This is a genomic window from Streptomyces anthophorae, from assembly GCF_049310305.1.
In the GTDB taxonomy this organism is placed as follows: Bacteria; Actinomycetota; Actinomycetes; order Streptomycetales; family Streptomycetaceae; genus Streptomyces.
In genome coordinates, this window is the sequence record NZ_JBLWQQ010000001.1 from 7,512,222 (window position 1) to 7,529,547 (window position 17,326).

At 70.9% G+C, this 17,326-nt stretch carries 22 protein-coding genes; 12 read left to right on the forward strand and 10 right to left on the reverse strand.

Annotation, left to right across the window (positions count from 1 at the left end; all coding sequences use genetic code 11):
- Positions 1-50 precede the first annotated feature (50 nt).
- Both ACNYS0_RS34135 and ACNYS0_RS34140 read left to right on the forward strand, forming a co-directional pair.
- Positions 51-290, forward strand: a complete 240-nt coding sequence (locus tag ACNYS0_RS34135; protein WP_327664513.1) for a toxin-antitoxin system HicB family antitoxin — start codon at positions 51-53, stop codon at positions 288-290.
- A 55-nt stretch (positions 291-345) separates the two neighbouring features.
- A complete protein-coding gene (locus ACNYS0_RS34140; RefSeq protein ID WP_422482853.1) occupies positions 346-684 on the forward strand; it encodes a fic family toxin-antitoxin system, toxin component in 339 nt (112 codons plus the stop codon).
- Positions 685-686: 2 nt separating this feature from the next.
- On the opposite strand, the gene ACNYS0_RS34145 is transcribed toward ACNYS0_RS34140, so the two are convergent.
- From ACNYS0_RS34145 to bioB, 4 genes are all read right to left on the reverse strand, one after another.
- Entirely contained in the window at positions 687-1,364 is a 678-nt protein-coding gene (locus ACNYS0_RS34145; RefSeq protein WP_422479194.1) for a class I SAM-dependent methyltransferase, read from the reverse strand.
- Between the two features lie 107 nt (positions 1,365-1,471).
- Positions 1,472-2,218, reverse strand: a complete 747-nt coding sequence (gene bioD, locus ACNYS0_RS34150; protein ID WP_422479196.1) for a dethiobiotin synthase — start codon at positions 2,216-2,218, stop codon at positions 1,472-1,474.
- A gap of 8 nt (positions 2,219-2,226) precedes the next feature.
- Entirely contained in the window at positions 2,227-3,525 is a 1,299-nt protein-coding gene (locus ACNYS0_RS34155; protein ID WP_422479198.1) for an adenosylmethionine--8-amino-7-oxononanoate transaminase, read from the reverse strand.
- Entirely contained in the window at positions 3,518-4,663 is a 1,146-nt protein-coding gene (gene bioB / locus ACNYS0_RS34160) for a biotin synthase BioB (RefSeq protein WP_422479200.1), read from the reverse strand. The genes ACNYS0_RS34155 and bioB overlap by 8 nt, the downstream gene beginning before the upstream one ends.
- A 188-nt stretch (positions 4,664-4,851) precedes the next feature.
- Between bioB and ACNYS0_RS34165 the strand changes: the two genes are divergently transcribed.
- Positions 4,852-6,021 (forward strand): 8-amino-7-oxononanoate synthase, encoded by a 1,170-nt coding sequence (locus ACNYS0_RS34165; RefSeq protein ID WP_422479202.1) that lies wholly within the window; start codon positions 4,852-4,854, stop codon positions 6,019-6,021.
- On the opposite strand, the gene ACNYS0_RS34170 is transcribed toward ACNYS0_RS34165, so the two are convergent.
- Together ACNYS0_RS34170 and ACNYS0_RS34175 are read right to left on the reverse strand one after the other, a co-directional pair.
- Positions 6,005-6,214: a DUF397 domain-containing protein gene (locus ACNYS0_RS34170; RefSeq protein WP_422405896.1), complete on the reverse strand. Its 210-nt coding sequence runs from the start codon at positions 6,212-6,214 to the stop codon at positions 6,005-6,007. The two genes, ACNYS0_RS34165 and ACNYS0_RS34170, sit on opposite strands and share 17 nt — an antisense overlap.
- Before the next feature lie 50 nt (positions 6,215-6,264).
- Positions 6,265-7,116, reverse strand: coding sequence for a helix-turn-helix domain-containing protein (locus ACNYS0_RS34175; RefSeq protein WP_422479204.1), 852 nt, complete (start codon positions 7,114-7,116; stop codon positions 6,265-6,267).
- A 284-nt stretch (positions 7,117-7,400) separates the two neighbouring features.
- Between ACNYS0_RS34175 and ACNYS0_RS34180 the strand changes: the two genes are divergently transcribed.
- Complete coding sequence (locus tag ACNYS0_RS34180) at positions 7,401-7,838, forward strand: ATP-binding protein (protein ID WP_422479206.1); 438 nt, start codon at positions 7,401-7,403, stop codon at positions 7,836-7,838.
- Here ACNYS0_RS34180 and ACNYS0_RS34185 read toward each other — a convergent pair.
- The 4 genes from ACNYS0_RS34185 to ACNYS0_RS34200 all read right to left on the reverse strand — a co-directional run bounded on the left by ACNYS0_RS34185 (position 7,822) and on the right by ACNYS0_RS34200 (position 10,338).
- Positions 7,822-8,295: a DUF6328 family protein gene (locus ACNYS0_RS34185; RefSeq protein ID WP_422479208.1), complete on the reverse strand. Its 474-nt coding sequence runs from the start codon at positions 8,293-8,295 to the stop codon at positions 7,822-7,824. The two genes, ACNYS0_RS34180 and ACNYS0_RS34185, sit on opposite strands and share 17 nt — an antisense overlap.
- Before the next feature lie 48 nt (positions 8,296-8,343).
- On the reverse strand, positions 8,344-8,817 hold the full coding sequence (locus tag ACNYS0_RS34190; RefSeq protein WP_422479210.1) for a C40 family peptidase: 474 nt from the start codon (positions 8,815-8,817) through the stop codon (positions 8,344-8,346).
- A gap of 569 nt (positions 8,818-9,386) precedes the next feature.
- Complete coding sequence (locus ACNYS0_RS34195) at positions 9,387-9,695, reverse strand: hypothetical protein (RefSeq protein WP_422479212.1); 309 nt, start codon at positions 9,693-9,695, stop codon at positions 9,387-9,389.
- Between the two features lie 7 nt (positions 9,696-9,702).
- Positions 9,703-10,338, reverse strand: a complete 636-nt coding sequence (locus ACNYS0_RS34200) for an ATP-dependent Clp protease proteolytic subunit (RefSeq protein ID WP_422479214.1) — start codon at positions 10,336-10,338, stop codon at positions 9,703-9,705.
- Between the two features lie 91 nt (positions 10,339-10,429).
- On the opposite strand from ACNYS0_RS34200, the gene ACNYS0_RS34205 reads away from it, so the two are divergent.
- From ACNYS0_RS34205 to ACNYS0_RS34240, 8 genes are all read left to right on the forward strand, one after another.
- Positions 10,430-10,720, forward strand: a complete 291-nt coding sequence (locus ACNYS0_RS34205; RefSeq protein ID WP_422479216.1) for a type II toxin-antitoxin system Phd/YefM family antitoxin — start codon at positions 10,430-10,432, stop codon at positions 10,718-10,720.
- A 211-nt stretch (positions 10,721-10,931) separates the two neighbouring features.
- Entirely contained in the window at positions 10,932-11,234 is a 303-nt protein-coding gene (locus tag ACNYS0_RS34210; RefSeq protein ID WP_422405888.1) for an urease subunit gamma, read from the forward strand.
- Positions 11,235-11,250: 16 nt separating this feature from the next.
- Positions 11,251-11,562 (forward strand): urease subunit beta, encoded by a 312-nt coding sequence (locus ACNYS0_RS34215; protein WP_422479218.1) that lies wholly within the window; start codon positions 11,251-11,253, stop codon positions 11,560-11,562.
- Entirely contained in the window at positions 11,555-13,276 is a 1,722-nt protein-coding gene (locus ACNYS0_RS34220) for an urease subunit alpha (protein WP_422479220.1), read from the forward strand. Before ACNYS0_RS34215 ends, ACNYS0_RS34220 begins: the two co-directional genes overlap by 8 nt.
- Before the next feature lie 31 nt (positions 13,277-13,307).
- Positions 13,308-13,982, forward strand: coding sequence for an urease accessory protein UreF (locus ACNYS0_RS34225; RefSeq protein ID WP_422479222.1), 675 nt, complete (start codon positions 13,308-13,310; stop codon positions 13,980-13,982).
- A gap of 121 nt (positions 13,983-14,103) precedes the next feature.
- A complete protein-coding gene (gene ureG, locus ACNYS0_RS34230) occupies positions 14,104-14,781 on the forward strand; it encodes an urease accessory protein UreG (RefSeq protein ID WP_422405884.1) in 678 nt (225 codons plus the stop codon).
- Positions 14,778-15,542: an urease accessory protein UreD gene (locus tag ACNYS0_RS34235; RefSeq protein ID WP_422479224.1), complete on the forward strand. Its 765-nt coding sequence runs from the start codon at positions 14,778-14,780 to the stop codon at positions 15,540-15,542. Before ureG ends, ACNYS0_RS34235 begins: the two co-directional genes overlap by 4 nt.
- A 131-nt stretch (positions 15,543-15,673) precedes the next feature.
- On the forward strand, positions 15,674-17,308 hold the full coding sequence (locus tag ACNYS0_RS34240; RefSeq protein WP_422479226.1) for an alpha/beta hydrolase: 1,635 nt from the start codon (positions 15,674-15,676) through the stop codon (positions 17,306-17,308).
- The last annotated feature ends 18 nt before the right edge of the window (positions 17,309-17,326 follow it).

The following is a 17,326-nucleotide window of genomic DNA, read 5'->3' on the forward strand; positions in this document are numbered from 1 at the left end:
CGATCGTCGGCTCCTTGCCGGTGCTAGCGAAACGGCGCTAGCGTGGAGGCATGGCCAAGACGCAGCTGAACGTCAGGGTGGAGGAGGGCACCGCCCGCGCCGCCCGTGAACGCGCGCTCGCCCAAGGGGTGAGCGTGAACCGGTACATCGAGGAGCTGGTGCGGCGGGACGCGGGCGAGCAGGGGCGGACCTTCGTCGACGCCGCCGCGGACTTCATGAAGCAGTACGAGTCGGTGTTCGCCGAGGAGTTCGGCGCGGACACGGAAGGCCGGCGCCGTCCCGTTGAGTGAGCCGTCACAGCCGTCACAGCCACCGCATCTGACGATCGACCTCGCCTGGCTGCTCATGATCGCGGAGCAGAAGACCCCCGGCGATCCGCAGGTCACCGACTGGGGTGCCCTGGTGTCCGCCGTCGCCCGGCACCGGGCCGCGATATTCGACGTGCCGGTGTACGACTCGCCGCACGCCCGCGCCGCCGCCCTCCTCCAACTCCTCATCCACGTACCGGCGTTGGAGCGCTCGAACGTGATGTACGCGACGGCCGTCGCCTATGCGTACCTCGTCGCCAGCGGGCTGAAGATCGTCACGTCGCCCGAGCAGATCCGCGATCTGGCGCGGCTGGTGAAGACGGGCACGGCGACGCTCGACGACATCGAGAAGGAACTGCGCACCTGGAGCCTGTGAGGCTACGCGCGGTCCCCGGGATCCGCGGGGCGTTCGGCCGTGCCGAGCACGCAGTACGACATCGGCTGCCGGGGCCCGTGTCCCGGCATGGTCAGCGTCCGGTGGGTGCCCAGCTCGAAGCCCGCCGCGCGCAGCGAGCCGAGGACGTCCCGCCGCAGGTGGCAGCCGCCGACACAGAGGGGCCACACGGTCCGGTCCAGGGCGCCCTGCACGAGACGCATGCCGCGCCCCGGCGCCCGCACATGTTCGAAGAACCGCACCTCCCCGCCGGGACGCAGCACGCGCCGCACCTCGCGCAGGGCCCGGTCCACGCTCCGTACGCTGCACAGCACGGTGCTGAGCACCACGGCGTCGTACGCCTCGCTCTTCACGGGCAGCGCCTCCGCGACGCCCGGCACCACGTCGACCGGCACGTCCACGCGCTGCGCCGCGTCCAGTGCGATCCGGCGCAGGGTGCGCTCCGGTTCGATGGCGACGACCTCGGAGACGGTGGCCGGATAGTGCGCGAAACCGATCCCGGTCCCGGCGCCGATCTCCAGTACGCGCCCGGAGAGCCCGGCGACGAGTTCGCTCCGCAGGGGTGCCATGACGGGCTCGACGCGCTCGACGGCCTGTGCGTAGTACCGCGCGAACACGGGATGGTGCACGGCGTCGCCGCGCCGTGCCTGTGCCTTGCCCACGATGGCGCCTCCTCCGGGTGGCCGCCCCCCACCTTCCTTCTTGCCCGCGCACGCGGGTGCGGACCCCTGGGCGAGGCGGGCAAGGCGGCCCCCGGTGGCGGGGCCGCTCAGGAAGGTGTCGGCCCCGGAAAGCCCTCGGGGCTCTCGCGCCGCGCGAACGACGCCCCGTCCCACGTCCCGCCCAAGGGCGGCGCGAGCCACCCCTCGGCCCCGTTCCGGAACGCCTCCGGTGACATCGCCCCGGCACCCGCCGGCACCGCCCCCAGCAGCTCCGCCCCGGCGACCACCGGCAGATCCGCCACATTGCAGCGCTCCGCGAGCCCCGGCTCGCGGGGCCAGCTGCCGATGACGACACCCGCCTGCCGAAGACCGCGCGAGCGCACTGACTCACCCGTCAATTGCACGGAGTTCAGTGTTCCGAGGCCCGCCGCCGCGACCACCAGGACCGGCGCCCCGAGCAGGCCCGCCGCGTCCGCCAGCGTCGAGCCCTCCTCGTCGAAGCGCACGAGCAGACCGCCCGCCCCCTCGACCAGCACGAGGTCGTGCGACGCCGCCAACTTGGCTGCCGCCTCGGCGACCTGCTCCGGCCGCACCGGCGCGAGCCCGGACCGCGCCGCCGCCGTGCCCGGCGCGAGCGGCTCCGGGTACCGTGCCAGCTCGACGCCCGTCACCGCGTCCCCGGCGAGCCGCACCACCTCGTCCACGTCCCCCGGCTCCCCGGGCGCGACGCCCGTCTGCGCCGGTTTGAGCACGGCCACCGAACGACCGGCCCGCGCCGCGACGGCCGCCAGCGCGGCCGTCGTCACGGTCTTGCCGACCTCGGTCCCGGTCCCGGTCACCACCAGCACACCCATCCCGGCACTCACCCTTCGCCCGCGGCGGCCGCGGCGACCGCGCACACCGCACGGCCGATCCGAGCCACGTCCTCGTCGCCCGTCACATACGGCGGCATCGTGTAGACGAGGTCCCGGAACGGGCGCAGCCACACACCCTCCGCGACCGCGGCCCGCGTCGCCGCCGCCATGTCGACCTCGCGGTCGAGCTGGACGACGCCGATGGCGCCCAGGACGCGTACGTCCCGAACCCCGGTCACGTCCCACGCCGCTGACAGGGCGTCACCGAGCCCCGTCTCGATCCGCTTCACCTCAGTGCGCCAGTCCTGTTCGAGCAGCAGATCGATCGACGCGCAGGCGATGGCCGAGGCCAGCGGATTCCCCATGAACGTCGGCCCGTGCGCGAGCACCGGCACCTCGCCCCGCGAGATCCCCTCGGCGACCCTCGACGTGCACAGCGTGGCCGCCATCGTCAGATAGCCACCGGTCAGTGCCTTCCCGACACACATCACATCGGGCGACACACCCGCATGGTCGGCCGCGAACAGCTCACCGGTCCGACCGAACCCCGTGGCGATCTCGTCGAACACCAGCAGCACGTCGTGCGCGTCGCACGCCTCGCGCAGCACCCGCAGATACGCGGGGGAGTGGAACCGCATCCCGCCCGCGCCCTGCACCACCGGCTCCACGATCACGGCCGCCACCTCGTGCGCGTGCCGCCCGATCGCCTCCCGCAGCTGTTCCGCGTACGACTCCTCGTACGCGTCGAAGCCGCTCGGCGGCTCGGGCACGAAGATCTGCTCCTGGAGCACACCCGCCCACAGCCCGTGCATCCCGCCCTCCGGGTCGCACACGGACATCGGCTGCCAGGTGTCACCGTGGTACCCGCCGCGCCACGTCAGCATCCGCCGCTTCTCTGGCCGGCCGAGCGAGCGCCAGTACTGAAGACACATCTTCAGGGCGACCTCGACCGACACCGACCCCGAGTCGGCGAGGAACACATGCTCCAGGCCCTGCGGTGACATGTCGACAAGGCGCTCCACGAGCCGTACCGCCGGCTCGTGCGTCAGGCCGCCGAACATCACATGGCTCATCCGCCCCAACTGGCCGCGCGCCGCCTCGTCGAGCACCGGATGGCCGTAGCCGTGGATCGCCGACCACCACGACGACATGCCGTCCACCAGCTCGCCGTGGCCCGCGACCCGCAGCCGCACCCCGGCCGCCGACTCGACGACCAGGGGCGCCTGCGTGCCGGGCATCGGACCGTACGGATGCCAGACGTGCCGCCGGTCCAGGTCGAGCAGTTCGGCCACGTTCAGCTCAGGCATTGGGCGCCAGATCCGTCCCCGCGCCCCGGCGGCGCACGGCGACGAGGTCGGTCCGTGCCCCTTCGGCGTCCTCGGTCCCGGACTTGCCCCCGATCTCCGGCGTCGGCGCGCAGGTCGAACCGCAGCCACCGGCGGCCCGGTGCTCGGGCAGTGTCACCTGCTCGGTGCCCTCCACCTCGAACCCGGCGTCCGCGATCATGTCCAGGTCGGTCTTCCCGGCCTGGCCCTCGCTGGTCAAGTAGTCGCCCAGGAAGATGGAGTTGGCGATGTGCAGCGCGAGCGGCTGCATCGAGCGCAGGTGCACCTCGCGGCCACCCGCGATCCGCACCTCCACGTCCGGGCACACGAACCGCACCATGGCCAGGATCCGCAGACACCGCTGCGGCGTCAGGTTCCACTCCTTGGCCAGCGGCGTCCCCTCGAACGGGATCAGGAAGTTCACCGGCACCGAGTCCGGGTCGAGTTCGCGCAGCCCGTAGACGACGTCGACCAGGTCCTCGTCGCGCTCTCCCATGCCCGCGATCAGTCCGGAGCAGGCGGAAAGGCCCGCGTCATGGGCCTTCTTCACGGTGTCGACGCGGTCCGCGTAGGTGTGCGTCGTGGTGATGTCGCCGTACGTCGCCTCTGAGGTGTTCAGGTTGTGGTTGTACGCGTCCGCGCCCGCGCCGCGCAGGCGTTCCGCCTGGCCCTCGTCGAGCAGGCCGAGGCAGGCGCACACCTCCACGCCCTCGTTCTCGGACTTGATCGCGTCGATGGTGCGGGCGACCCGGTCCACGTCCTTGTCCGTCGGCCCGCGCCCGCTCGCCACCAGACACACCCGCTTGGCGCCGCCCGCGACCCCGGCGGCGGCCGCCTTCGAGGCCTCGTCGGGCTTCAGCCACGTGTACTTGAGGATCTCCGCCTTGGAGCCCAGGCGCTGCGAGCAGTACGAGCAGTCCTCCGGGCACAGGCCCGACTTGAGGTTCACCAGATAGTTGAGTTTCACCCGCCGCCCGAACCATTGGCGGCGCACCTTGCCGGCCGCGGCCACCACGTCGAGCAGTTCGTCGTCCGACGTCGCGAGTACCGCGAGCGCCTCTTCACGGCTCGGCAGTTCGCGCCGAAGCCCCTTGTCCACCAGCGTGTTCAGCAGGTCCATGGGCCCTGATCCTTACCTATCCCATGCTCCCGGGGAAAGGAGACTCTCTACAAAGGACGGCGTACGTCGTGTGGGTATTGCCACACCCTGCCCGAGTGGCGCGGGCGCTAGTGTCTGTGCATTACCTACAAAGCACCGCTCAACCTACAAAGCACCGCTCACCCGTTGCCGGACTCGCAGAGGGACACATGGCCACGCCCCACACATCCGCGTTCGGCTGGATCGGCGCGCAGCGGCGCGCCCGCGAGGCCGCGGGACTCGTCCGCACGCTGCGCCCGCGCCCCGCGGACAGCCCGGTGCTCGACCTCGCGAGCAATGACTACCTGGGCCTCGCCCGGCACCCCGAGGTCGTCGAGGGCGCGGCCGACGCCGCGCGCCGGTGGGGCGGCGGGGCCACCGGGTCCCGCCTGGTGACGGGCAGCACCGAGCTGCACGCCCGCCTTGAGCGGGAACTCGCCGAGTTCTGCGGCTTCGAGGCCGCCCTCGTGTTCTCCTCGGGGTACGCGGCGAACCTCGCCGCCGTCACCGCGCTCGCTCCGCACGGGTCACTGATCGTGTCCGATGCCGGGAATCACGCCTCGCTGATCGACGGGTGCCGGCTCGCCCGGGGTGCCACTCAAGTGACCCCGCACGCGGAGCCGGACGCCGTCCGCAAGGCACTCGGTACGCATGAAGGTCCCGCCGTCGTGGTCACCGACTCGGTGTTCTCGGTGGACGGCGACCGTGCGCCCGTCGCCGAACTGGCTCGGGCGGCGCGGGAGTTCGGGGCGGGCCTGATCATCGACGACGCGCACGGGCTCGGTGTCGTGGGTCCCGGCGGACGTGGTGTCCCGCACGAGGCGGGCCTCGCGGGCGCCGCCGACACCGTCGCCAGTGTCACCCTGTCCAAGTCCCTCGGCAGCCAGGGCGGCGCGGTCCTCGGCCCGGCCCACGTCATCGACCATCTCGTCAACGCGGCCCGCACCTTCATCTTCGACACGGGGCTCGCCCCGGCCGCGTGCGGCTCGGCCCTCGCGGCGCTCCGGCTGCTGCGCCGCGAGCCCGAACGCGCCGCGCGCGCCCGGCGCGTGGCGACGTCCATGCACCAACTTCTCCGGAACGAGGGACTGTTGGCCGTACACCCCGACGCCGCGGTCGTCTCCGTGCGAGCCCCCTCGCCCGACGCGGCCGTCCGCTGGGCGGCCGACTGCCGGGACGCGGGGCTGTCGGTGGGGTGCTTCCGGCCGCCCTCCGTACCCGACGGCATCGCACGGCTGCGGCTGACCGCCCGCGCCGACCTCACCGCGACCGAGGTCGCCGAGGCCGTCCGGGTGATCAGCCGCTCTGCCCCCAACGGGGCCGTTACCGCAGGGAGTTGACGAAACTCCGCCATGTCTCGGACGTGAACAGGAGCGCGGGCCCCGCCGTGTGCTTGGAGTCACGGACGGCCAGCAGGCCGGTCGTCACGCTCGTCCTCAACGAGGCTGTCTCCACGCAGTTGTTGGCGCCGGTACTGCGGCTGCTGCGCCGCCATCGGACGCCGCTCAGCGACGTACTACAGGCAATGGTCATGGTGCCTCCTCACGCGGTGCCGGCGCACGACGAGGTGTCGGCGTCCTCGTTTACCCGGCAATCTTTGCGATGAATTCCAGCGAATCCTCGGGTGACCTGGCATGGAGCAGAAGAGCGTCGAAGGCGTCCGTGTACGCCTTGAGGTCTTCTTTCCGTTCGAGGTAGAGGCTACTCGTCAAATGGTCGAGAACAACCACGTCCAGATCAGATGTGTTCGGAAAAGAGAACACAACGAAAGGTCCCGTCAGGCCGATATGGCCTCCGGACGAGAACGGCAGCACATGGATCCGGACATGTGGCATCGCCGCCGCCTCGGCCAGATGTGTCAACTGCCGCCGCAGCACTCCGTTCCCGCCCACCTCCCTGCGCAGCACCGCCTCGTCGAGCACGGCGGTGAGCCGCAGCGGCGGATCGGCGCGCAGCACGTCCTGGCGTGCGAGCCGCACCTCCACCAGTGCGTCGATGTGCCGGTCCGGTGCCCCGTTCAGCACCGCGCGTGTCACCGCGTGCGCGTACTCGGGTGTCTGGAGAAGCCCTGGTACGACGCTCGTCTCCAGAGTCCTGATGCGGCACGCCTGGGACTCGAGGCTGATGAAGTCGCGGTACGCGGGCGGCAGCAGGCCGCGGTACGCGTGCCACCAGTGGTGCCCGCCCGCCTCGTCCCCGCCGGCCAGCGCGACCAGCAGCTCCCGGATCCGGGGATCGCGGGCCTCGAAGGCGTCGAGCAGCCGCAGCACGTCCGAAGGCTTCACGCCACTGCGCCCTGTCTCGATCCTGCTCACCTTCGACTGGTGCCAGCCGACGAGCCGGGCCGCCTCCCCGCTCGTGAGGCCGGCCTGGACGCGCAGCGTCCGCAATTCGGCACCGAGCTTGCGGCGGCGTACCGCGGGACCGTATTTCATGGAGGACTCCTCGGGCTCCTCGCGCCACCCGGCCGGACTCCCTCCCGGCCCGCACGGGACGCGTGTCTGAGCCGACGGTAGAGGACGGAGCGCACCTCGGCCCAAATACGGTCCACCGGCGCAGAGTTCACCGCATCGAGCGACAGATATATGCATATCTTGGGGGATCGGCACCACACTGGTACGTCCAAGTGGCAATCTGGCGCGAAGCAGTTGCCGGGGACCGCGCGCGAGCGATCCGCGAGGCCGGACGAGCCACCTCGGCGGGAAAGGGACACGTCGCCATGGCAGATCACCAGGAAGCATCCGTCACGCTGCCGAGCGATCCCGCCTCGGTCTCGTCCGCCCGCAGGTATGTCGCGTCCGTCCTCGCGGAGTGGGGCATGGCATCGGGAACCGAGGCGGCGGAGACCGTCCGCCTGATCGTGTCCGAACTCGCGACGAACGCGGTGCAGCACACCCTCGGGCAGTCCCCCACGTTCACCGTCGACATGGAGCTGGAGCGCGACGAGCAGCTGCGCATCGGTGTCACCGACAGTCACCCCCGCTACCCCAAGCGGCTGCCGGCCGCGGTCCAGCAGGACAACGGGCGGGGGATGGTCATCATTCGCTGTCTCACCGCGGAGTGCGGCGGCACCCTGACGGTGCGCCCGACGCCCGAGGGCGGAAAGACGGTCTGGATCACGCTGCCCTGGGTCGCCCCGGTCAGTCGTCCTGCCTGAGCACCGCCCGCCGCATCAGCCACGGCAGCAGTCCCCACAGGCCCGCACAGACGCAGAACGCCCCGGCGCCCGCCGCGATCCCGCCGGCCCTGCCGACCGTCACATCGACCACGAGCAGCACGGACCCGCTCAGCGCGAGCACGAGCGCCGCCATCCCGTACGCCGCGAGCCGGGAGGACACCCGCACGATCCGCCGCTTCGCGCCCAGCTGGAACAGCATCCGGTGCACCGCGGCCGGCGCCGTGAACAGCGCGGCCGCGATGACCGTGAGAAGCAACGTCGTGACGTACGTGGTCCGTTGGACCGTGTCGAGCGACGGGAAGCGGGGAGTGAAGGCGAGCGTCAGCAGGAACGCGAACAGGAACTGCACGCCGGTCTGGGTGACCCGGAGCTCCTGAAGGAGCTCTCCGAAGTTCCGATCGGCGCGTTCCAGCGGCGTTTCGTTGCGCTCATGCATCCCCTACGAGTATCCGCTCGCGGCACGCTCAAGCGCGAGCGCAGCGGCTCACCGCACCCGGCCGTACAGCACGCTGTTCGTCCAGATCCGCTCCAGACGGACTACGGAACCGGTCTTCGGGGAGTGCCAGATGCGACCTTTGCCGGCGTAGATGCCGACGTGGTAGATGCTCCGGCCGGAGCGGAAGAACACCAGGTCACCCCGTGTGCGATGGGACCTGGAGATGTGCTTGGTCCGGTTGTACTGCTGGGCGGCGGTGCGCGGCAGTTTCTTGCCCGCCCGCTTGAACGAGTAGAGCGTGAGCCCCGAGCAGTCGAAGCGGTGCGGCCCGGTGGCGCCCCACTTGTACGGTGCACCCTTCTTGGACGCGGCGACCTGTAGTGCCTTGACGGATGCCGTCGCCGCCGATGCCTCGGATGCGGCGTCCGGGACCATGAGCCCCGCGCCCGCGACGGCGAGGGAGAGAGCGGAAGCGGTACCCGCCCGGGTCAGCAGCGACGGAACACGATTCAGCGCGGTCATGCGCAACCCTTCGTCAACCGCCTGTGAAGGGTGACCTGTCGGGTTCGGGTGGCGAAGTTGCCCGGCCGCGGGTCGCGGCTTCACCCCAAGGACCGTCCGACGCGGCCTCTGGCGAGGCGCGGCGGGGGCCCGTCGTGCTCGGGTCCTCCACTCCTGCCGATGCACTCCTGTCGACCTGGCATCCGCACGGCGGCAGGACTCGGCGTCCGTGCGGACCGCCCCGCCGCGGCGGCGGGGGCTTGTCGTCGCAACGGATCTTCACGCACGGCAGCGGCGAAAACCGAGTTGAACCGGCGGTAAGTGAGGCTCGTCACGCTTGACCCGTTCGGGTGGACGCTGCGGCTTTCGCCCCGGCCCGCCGAGGCCCGACGAGCCCCGCACCAGCGGCGGAACGATGAATTCCGGCGGCCGCCTACGGCTCGTGCGCAACTTTGCCGGGCTCATTGGCGTACCGGAGACTGGGCCGTACGGGGTACCCCATCCGGGTCGTTTGGGCCGCGGCGTAGCGGTTCGGGAGGTCCAGTGAGCGGTCCGTGGCTTCTGTCGACTCGAATCGACCGATATCGACGTCAACCGACCGGTTCCGACGGCAGCGTGACCCTATTGGTCCGCCGCTCCCCGTCCAGGACGCGCAGCGCCCGCGCCAGCGTGCTCGCGTGCACCCTGCTCTCGCCCCTCTGGTGCATCAGGTTCAGCGCGTCCCGCAGTTCGACGGCCCGGCTCACCAGCGCCTGCGCCGCGCGCAGACCGCTGTACGTGTCGTCGCCCCTGGCCGGGTTGATCCGCGCGATGAGGTCGACCACCTCCAGGTAGCGGTCCACGAGCTCGCACTCGGCGCGGGTCATCGCGGGCAGCGGCGGAAGTTCCGGCGGATACATCGGCGGATCACCGAGCGCCGGGGGAGCGCAGCGTGGCGGTCCGGTTCTCCACGACATGGTCCACCAGGCCGTACTCGAGGGCCTGTTCGGCCGTCAGTACGGTGTCCCGCTCGATGTCCGCGCCGACCTGTTCCTTGGTGCGCCCGCTGTGTCGGGCGAGCAGCTCCTCCAACTGGTCGCGCATGCGCGTGAGTTCCCTCGCGTAGATCTCCAGGTCGCTCGGCTGCCCCTGGGCCGGCTCGGGAAGTGAGGGCTGGTCGATCACCACGCGTGCGCCGGGCAGTGTCATCCGCTTCCCCGGCGCCCCCGCCGCGAGCAGCACCGCGGCCACCGACGAGCACTGCCCCAGGCAGGTCGTCGCGACGTCGCAGCTGACGAACTGCATCGTGTCGTAGAGCGCGGTCATCGCGCTGAACGAGCCGCCCGGAGAGTTGATGTAGAGGGAGATGTCCTGGTCGGGCGCCAGGTACTCGAGGTGCATGAACTGCGCCATCACATCGTTCGCCGAGACGTCGTCGATCGGCGTCCCGAGGAAGACGATGCGCTCCTCCAGAAGCTTCGAGTACGGGTCGAGGGTGCGGCTGCCCGAACTGGTGCGCTCGGTGAACTCGGGCAGGACGTAGCGGCCGGACGGTCGGGGCATGGGTGCCTCCTCAAGGCGCTGCTTCAAGGCCTCGCTGCGGTACGTGCTTCTCCAAAAATGTACAGGACGTACATGACGTACGATGGTGAGCATGGCCTACGAGATTCCGGTGACGCAAGCCAGGGCTGAGCTCGCCGACCTGATCAACCGCGTCGTCTACGGCGGCGAGCGCGTGGTCGTCACCCGGCACGGCAAGCCGCTCGTCGCCCTGGTCTCGGCCGCCGACCTGGAGCGACTCGAGGCGATGCGGGAGCCCGTCGGGGACCCCGTGGATGAACCTGTGATCACGTCTGTGTCACGGATTGGCTCCCTGCCGTCCGCTCCGGGCGAACGGCAAAGGTTCGGTATTGCCGCCGAGCATCGCGGCCCCGAGATCGGGTAGCGCGGTCGGCGTTCAGCAATAAGACGGTCAAGCGTCGGTTAACGCCGTTGAAACTCCGCTCAATTAGCCTTCAGTCCCAGGTCATCGGCCCCTTTTCGGGGCAGGGGTCCGCACAGGTGTCCGTATTCCTTGTGTGTTACATCTAGACCCGTCGCGGTGGCCGCGGCAGCCGGGCCCGCACGGCTCGGCATGAAGGACTGTGAGGTGGATCGTGCAACTGACCCCGCACGAGCAGGAAAGACTGCTCATCCATGTGGCATCCGACGTCGCCGAGAAGCGTCGGGCCCGGGGTCTCAAGCTCAATCATCCCGAGGCGGTCGCCCTGATCACCTCGCACATTCTCGAAGGTGCCCGGGACGGGCGCACGGTCGCCGAACTCATGGCATCCGGCCGCAAGTTGCTCTCCCGCGACGACGTCATGGAGGGCATCCCGGAGATGATCCACGACGTCCAGGTCGAGGCGACGTTCCCGGACGGAACCAAGCTCGTCACCGTCCACGAGCCGATCGTCTGACGGGGGAGCGGAAGCCATGATTCCCGGAGAGATCCTCTTCGCCGAGGAACCCGTCGTGTACAACGAGGGCCGCGACGTCATACGTATGACGGTCCTCAACGCCGCCGACCGCCCCATCCAGGTCGGCTCCCACTACCACTTCTACGAGGCCAACCCCGGCCTCGACTTCGACCGCGCCGCCGCCCGCGGCAAGCGGCTGAACATCGCCGCGGGCACCGCCGTTCGCTTCGAGCCCGGCATTCCCGTCGACGTCGAACTCGTAGCCCTCGCAGGCGATCGCATCGTCACCGGCCTGCGCGGCGAGACCGGAGGTGCCCTCGATGCCTGAGCTGTCCCGTGCTGCCTATGCCGATCTGTTCGGCCCCACCGCGGGCGACCGTATACGGCTCGCCGACACCGACCTGCTCGTCGAGATCGAGGAGGACCGCTCCGGCGGCCCGGGACTCTCCGGCGACGAGGCCGTCTTCGGTGGCGGCAAGGTGATCCGTGAGTCCATGGGCCAGTCGCGCGCCACCCGCGCGGACGGCACCCCGGACACGGTCATCACCGGCGTCGTCGTCCTCGACCACTGGGGCATCGTCAAGGCCGACATCGGCATCCGCGACGGCCGCATCACGGCCATCGGCAAGGCCGGCAACCCGGACACGATGGACGGCGTCCACCCCGAGCTCGTCCTCGGCCCCGACACCGAGATCATCGCGGGCAACGGCAAGATCGTCACCGCGGGCGGCATCGACACCCACATCCACTTCATCTCGCCGACCCAGTTCGACGAGGCGCTCGCCTCGGGTGTCACCACGCTGGTGGGAGGTGGCACGGGTCCCGCGGAGGGCTCGAAGGCGACCACCATCACCCCCGGTTCGTGGCACCTCGCGCGGATGTTCGCGGCGATGGAGAACAGCCCGGTCAACATCGGGTTCCTCGGCAAGGGCAACACCATGTCGAAGGACTCGATGCGCGCCCAGCTGCGCGGCGGAGCCATCGGCTTCAAGATCCATGAGGACTGGGGCGCGACCCCGGCCGTGATCGACGCCTGCCTCGACATCTGTGAGGAGTCCGGCGTCCAGCTCGCCGTCCACTCCGACACGTTGAACGAGGCCGGCTTCGTCCAGGACACCTTCGACGCCGTCGCGGGCCGCACGCTGCACGCCTTCCACGTCGAGGGCGCGGGCGGCGGGCACGCACCCGACATGATCACCGCGGTGTCGCTGCCCAACATGCTGCCGTCGTCCACCAATCCGACGCGGCCGCACACCGTCAACACCGTCGAGGAACACCTCGACATGCTGATGGTCTGCCACCACCTCAATCCGGCGGTGCCCGAGGACCTGGCCTTCGCCGAGTCCCGCATCCGGCCCACCACCATCGCGGCCGAGGACATCCTGCACGACCTCGGCGCCATCTCCATCATGTCCTCGGACTCGCAGGCCATGGGCCGCGTCGGCGAGGTCATCATGCGGACCTGGCAGACCGCGCACGTCATGAAGCGCCGCCGCGGCTTCCTGCCCGGCGACACCCGCGCCGACAACGCGCGCGCCCGCCGCTACGTCGCCAAGTACACGATCAACGCCGCCGTCTCGCAGGGCATCGACCACGAGGTCGGCTCCGTCGAGCCCGGCAAGCTCGCCGACCTGGTGCTCTGGGACCCGAAGTTCTTCGGCGTGAAGCCGCAGCTCGTCGTCAAGGGCGGTCAGATCGCGTACGCGCAGATGGGCGACGCCAACGCGTCCATCCCGACGCCGCAGCCGGTGCTGCCGCGCCCGATGTACGGGGCGTACGGCAAGGCGCCGCAGGCCAACTCGGTGAACTTCACCAGCGAGTGGGCGATCGAGGACGGGCTGCCGGAGCGGCTCGGGCTCGGACGGTCGTTCGTGCCGATCCGCTCCACCCGCGGTCGCGGCAAGTCCGACATGGTCAACAACGACGCCCTGCCGCGCGTCGAGGTCGCCGCCGACTCGTTCGCCGTGACCATCGACGGCGAGCTCGTCGAGCCCGCACCCGCCGCCGAACTGCCGCTCGCGCAGCGGTACTTCCTGTTCTGATGCGGGTTCACACGCGTTCGGCGCGGACGTCATGACGCGCGCCGCGCTGCTCGTCCTGGCCGACGGCCGCTTCCCCGCCGGAGGGCATGCCCACTCCGGCGGGGCGGAGGCCGCGGTGAAGGCGGGCCGCATCACCGGCGCGGCCGACCTGGAGGAGTTCTGCCGGGGCCGCCTGCACACCAGCGGCGCCGTGACCGCCGCCCTCGCCGCGGCGGCCGCGCTCGGCATGGACCCCGTCGCGCTCGACGCGGCCGCCGACGCGCGCACGCCGTCGGCCGCGCTGCGCGTCGCGGCGCGCAAGCTCGGGCGGCAGATGATGCGGGCCGCGCGTGCCACCTGGCCGCATCCCGAACTCGACGCCCTGGCGCGGCAGTTCCCCAAGGGGGCGCATCAGCCCGTCGTGCTCGGGCTCGCCGCGCGGGCCGCGGGGCTCGGGGCACAGGATGCCGCGTACTGCTCCGCGTACGAAGGGGTGGGTGGGGCCGCGACCGCCGTGGTGCGGTTGCTGAGCCTCGACCCGTTCGACGCCACGGGGGTGCTGGCGCGGCTCGCGCCCGAGGTCGACCGGGTGGTCGCGGACGCCGTGGAAGCGGCCGGGCGAGCGGTCGAGCTCGGTGTCGATGCGCTGCCCGCCGGGTCCGCGCCGCTGCTGGAGATCGGTGCGGAGGCGCATGCGGCTTGGCCTGTGAGGCTGTTCGCCTCTTAGGCGACGTCGACCCGCCGCACCCCGGGGGCTTCGCCTCCGGACCCCCTGTCCTCAATCGCCGGACGGGCTGGTGGTTACGCCAGTCGGAACGGCGCATCCTCACTTTGGAGTTGTGATTTCTGTGCACCTTGGACACTCGCACGACGAAGCCTCCGCCGTATCCGCCGACGCACACCGTCCCGACGGCACCCGGCGGGCGCTGCGCATCGGGCTCGGCGGGCCCGTCGGTTCGGGCAAGACCGCCACCGTCGCCGCGCTGTGCCGCGCGCTGCGCGAGGAGCTTTCGCTCGCCGTCGTCACGAACGACATCTACACGCGCGAGGACGCCGCGTTCCTGCTGCGCGAGGCCGTGCTGCCGCCCGAGCGGATCACCGCCGTGGAGACGGGCGCCTGCCCGCACACCGCGATCCGCGACGACATCTCCGCGAACCTGGAGGCCGTCGAGGACCTGGAGGACGAGGTCGGCCCGCTCGACCTGATCCTCATCGAGTCCGGCGGCGACAACCTCACCGCCACCTTCTCCAAGGGGCTCATCGACGCGCAGATCTTCGTGATCGACGTCGCGGGCGGCGACGACATCCCGCGCAAGGGCGGCCCCGGCGTCACCACCGCGGACCTGCTCGTCATCAACAAGACCGACCTCGCCCCGCACGTCGGCTCCGACCTGGCCCGGATGGAGGCCGACGCCAAGGAGGCGCGCGCCGAACTCCCCGTCGTGCTCCAGTCCCTGCGCTCCGAGGTCGGCGTCGGGGACGTCGCCGCCTGGGTGCGGGCGCAGCTCGCCGCGTGGACCGCGTGAGCGCCGGAGTCCGGTCCACCGCCCGGATCGTCGCGCGCGGCGACGGCCGGGGCGGGACCGCGCTGCCCGTGATGGCGGGCGAGGGCTCGTTCGCGCTGCGCCGCACGCGCGGCGCGGCCCCCGCCGAGTCCCGGGTGATGCTCGTCGGCGCCATGAGCGGACCGCTCGGCGGCGACCACCTCACCGTGGAGGCGCGCGCCGAGGAGGGCGCCCATCTGCACGTGGGCTCCATCGCCGCGACCATCGCCCTGCCGGGGCAGGCCAAGGACCCGGCCCGCTACGACGTACGTATCGAGGTCGCCGACGGGGCCCGCCTCGACTGGCTGCCGGAACAGCTGATCTCGGCGGGCGGGAGCGATCTGCGGGTCCACACGCGCGCCGAACTTGCACCGGGCGCGCGGCTCGTGCTGCGCGAGGAGCAGGTGCTCGGACGTGTGGCGGAGGAGCCGGGCCGGCTCACCAGCCGGCTCACCGTGTACCGGGCGGGCCGTCCGCTGCTCGACCAGGAGCTGGCGTGCGGCCCGGGAGCGCCCGGTGGCTGGGACGGCCCCGCCGTGCTCGCAGGGCACCGGGCGCTCGGCCAACTGATCGTCGTACGCCCGGAATTCGAGACGGAGAAGCCGTCCGCCGCGGTGCTCGACGAGGCCCAAACAGCCGCGCTCACGCCTCTCGCGGGCCCTGCCGTGCTGGTCACGGCCGTGGCGCCGGACGCGCTGCGGCTGCGCCGGACGCTCGACGAGGCGCTGGGCCGACTGGCCTGATCCGCTCACCGGGCGAGTTATACCGTTTATCGGATTGGTAAAGAACACCCGTTGTCTCTGTTGTCAGGGGCACTGCACGCGTCAGGATCCGCGTACCGATCAGCAACACGATCGACGTACGGATCGAATCGATGTGCGGGAGGCCTCACTTGAGACGGACCAGACAGACAGCGCGCGGCAGCCGGAAGGCGGTGATCGGCTCCGCGGGCGCGTTCGCAGCGGCGGCGCTCATAGCGGGCGCGGTCTCCGCCCCCGCCGCCCAGGCCGACGCACCCAGGTCCGGCAGCAGCACCGCCGACCTCCAGGCGCGCGGCGCGGCCCTCGCCGCCGCCAAGGCCACGAAGGCCGGCATCGACTGGCAGGACTGCCCCGCCGACTGGGGCATCGCCAAGCCCATCCAGTGCGGCTGGGTCAGCGTTCCGCTCGACTACGCGAAGCCGAACGGCAAGCAGATCAAGCTCGCCGTGGACCGCATCGGCAACACCGGCACGAAGGACGAGCGCCAGGGCTCCCTCGTCTACAACCCGGGCGGCCCCGGCGGCTCCGGCATGCGTTTCCCGACGCGCGTGACCACCAAGAACCCGATCTACGCGAAGATGGCGAAGGCCTACGACTTCGTCGGCTTCGACCCGCGCGGCGTCGGCCACTCCGCGCCGATCTCCTGCGTCGACCCGCAGGAGTACGTCAAGGCGCCGAAGGCCGATCCGGTGCCCGACTCCGAGGCCGACAAGCTCGCGCAGCGCAAGCTGGCCAAGGAGTACGCGGACGGCTGCTACGAGAAGAGCGGCGAGATGCTGCCGCAGATGACGACGCCGAACACCGCGCGCGACCTCGACGTCATCCGTGCCGCCCTCGGCGAGAAGAAGCTCAACTACCTGGGCGTCTCCTACGGCACCTACCTGGGCGCCGTCTACGGCACGCTCTTCCCGGGCCACGTCCGCCGCATGATCGTCGACAGCGTGGTCAACCCGGCGAAGAGCAACATCTGGTACCAGGCCAACCTGAACCAGGACATCGCCTTCGAGGGCCGCTGGAAGGACTGGCAGGACTGGGTCGCCAAGAACGACGCGACCTACCACCTCGGAGACACCCGCGCCAAGGTGCAGCAGCAGTGGGAGACCCTGCGCGCCGCCGCGAAGAAGAACCCCATCGGCGGGGTCGTCGGCCCGGCCGAGCTGATCGCCTTCTTCCAGAGCGCGCCGTACTACGACTCGGCGTGGGTGCCCACCGCCCAGGTGTGGAGCAAGTACGTCGCCGGTGACACCCAGGCGCTGGTCGACGCCGCCGCCCCCGACATGTCGGACACCGCGGGCAACGCCTCCGCGGAGAACGGCAACGCCGTCTACACGGCCGTCGAGTGCGCCGACGCCAAGTGGCCCACCAGCTGGTCGAAGTGGGACAAGGACAACACCGCGCTGCACAAGCAGTACCCGTTCATGACGTGGGCCAACGCGTGGATGAACCTGCCGTGCGCCACCTGGAAGACCAAGCAGCAGACGCCGCTGGACGTGAAGACCGGCAAGGGCCTGCCGTCGGTCCTCATCGTGCAGTCCACGCGTGACGCCGCCACCCCGTACGAGGGCGCCGTCGAGCTGCACAAGCGCTTCAAGGGCTCCCGCCTGATCACCGAGAAGGACGCGGGCTCGCACGGTGTCACCGGTCTCACGAACCCCTGCATCAACGACCGGGTCGACACCTACCTGCTCACCGGCAAGACCGACGCCAAGGACGTGACGTGCGCACCGCACGCCACGCCCAAGCCGTAGCGGTAGCAGTTCGATAGG

Excerpts from the sequence above, each read along its gene's own strand:
- ACNYS0_RS34185 (WP_422479208.1), bottom strand. The coding sequence starts at position 8,295 with ATGCATGAGCGCAACGAAACGCCGCTGGAACGCGCCGATCGGAACTTC.
- bioB (WP_422479200.1), bottom strand. The coding sequence starts at position 4,663 with ATGGACCTGCTGAACACGCTGGTGGACAAGGGGCTTCGGCGCGAACTG.
- ACNYS0_RS34220 (WP_422479220.1), top strand. The coding sequence starts at position 11,555 with ATGCCTGAGCTGTCCCGTGCTGCCTATGCCGATCTGTTCGGCCCCACC.
- ACNYS0_RS34205 (WP_422479216.1), top strand. The coding sequence starts at position 10,430 with ATGGCCTACGAGATTCCGGTGACGCAAGCCAGGGCTGAGCTCGCCGAC.
- ACNYS0_RS34140 (WP_422482853.1), top strand. The coding sequence starts at position 346 with ATGATCGCGGAGCAGAAGACCCCCGGCGATCCGCAGGTCACCGACTGG.
- bioD (WP_422479196.1), bottom strand. The coding sequence starts at position 2,218 with ATGGGTGTGCTGGTGGTGACCGGGACCGGGACCGAGGTCGGCAAGACC.
- ACNYS0_RS34180 (WP_422479206.1), top strand. The coding sequence starts at position 7,401 with ATGGCAGATCACCAGGAAGCATCCGTCACGCTGCCGAGCGATCCCGCC.
- ACNYS0_RS34190 (WP_422479210.1), bottom strand. The coding sequence starts at position 8,817 with ATGACCGCGCTGAATCGTGTTCCGTCGCTGCTGACCCGGGCGGGTACC.
- ACNYS0_RS34225 (WP_422479222.1), top strand. The coding sequence starts at position 13,308 with ATGACGCGCGCCGCGCTGCTCGTCCTGGCCGACGGCCGCTTCCCCGCC.
- ACNYS0_RS34170 (WP_422405896.1), bottom strand. The coding sequence starts at position 6,214 with ATGACCATTGCCTGTAGTACGTCGCTGAGCGGCGTCCGATGGCGGCGC.
- ACNYS0_RS34215 (WP_422479218.1), top strand. The coding sequence starts at position 11,251 with ATGATTCCCGGAGAGATCCTCTTCGCCGAGGAACCCGTCGTGTACAAC.
- ACNYS0_RS34135 (WP_327664513.1), top strand. The coding sequence starts at position 51 with ATGGCCAAGACGCAGCTGAACGTCAGGGTGGAGGAGGGCACCGCCCGC.
- ACNYS0_RS34165 (WP_422479202.1), top strand. The coding sequence starts at position 4,852 with ATGGCCACGCCCCACACATCCGCGTTCGGCTGGATCGGCGCGCAGCGG.
- ACNYS0_RS34195 (WP_422479212.1), bottom strand. The coding sequence starts at position 9,695 with ATGTATCCGCCGGAACTTCCGCCGCTGCCCGCGATGACCCGCGCCGAG.
- ACNYS0_RS34155 (WP_422479198.1), bottom strand. The coding sequence starts at position 3,525 with ATGCCTGAGCTGAACGTGGCCGAACTGCTCGACCTGGACCGGCGGCAC.
- ACNYS0_RS34200 (WP_422479214.1), bottom strand. The coding sequence starts at position 10,338 with ATGCCCCGACCGTCCGGCCGCTACGTCCTGCCCGAGTTCACCGAGCGC.
- ACNYS0_RS34240 (WP_422479226.1), top strand. The coding sequence starts at position 15,674 with ATGTGCGGGAGGCCTCACTTGAGACGGACCAGACAGACAGCGCGCGGC.
- ACNYS0_RS34175 (WP_422479204.1), bottom strand. The coding sequence starts at position 7,116 with ATGAAATACGGTCCCGCGGTACGCCGCCGCAAGCTCGGTGCCGAATTG.